The organism is Nostoc sp. KVJ20 (assembly GCF_001712795.1).
Lineage (GTDB): Bacteria > Cyanobacteriota > Cyanobacteriia > Cyanobacteriales > Nostocaceae > Nostoc.
The window spans coordinates 1-503 of the sequence record NZ_KV757858.1; the positions used below are offsets into that span (position 1 = coordinate 1).

Genomic DNA, 503 nt, shown 5'->3' on the forward strand with positions numbered 1-503 from the left:
TACAGGTCAACCCAAAGGTGTTAGTGTTATCCATCAAGGTGTAGTTAGATTAGTCAAAGAAACTAACTATGTAAGCCTCACTAACAAAGAAGTATTTCTGCAAATTAGCCCTATCTCTTTTGATGCTTCAACTTTTGAAATTTGGGGTTGTTTGCTTAATGGTGGAAAACTAATAATATTCCCTCCCCATACGCCATCTTTAGACGAATTAGGACAATTTATTCAGCAATATCAGGTAACAACCTTATGGCTAACGGCGGGTTTATTCCATCTAATAGTCGATGAAAAAATTGATGCTTTAAAACCCTTACGTCAACTGTTAGCAGGTGGCGATGTTTTATCCGTTACCCATGTCCAGAAATTTATCAACACAGTAGAAAACTGTAAACTAATTAATGGTTACGGACCGACAGAAAGTACAACTTTTACCTGCTGTTATGAGATTACAGCACCACTCAAGCCAGGGGCTTCTATTCCTATTGGTCGCCCCATTGCTAATACCC

At 38.6% G+C, this 503-nt stretch carries 1 protein-coding gene; it reads left to right on the forward strand.

All coding sequences use genetic code 11. The features are described from left to right. Window positions 1-503: AMP-binding protein (locus A4S05_RS38305; protein WP_141699951.1), on the forward strand; the 503-nt coding region annotated here is incomplete at both ends.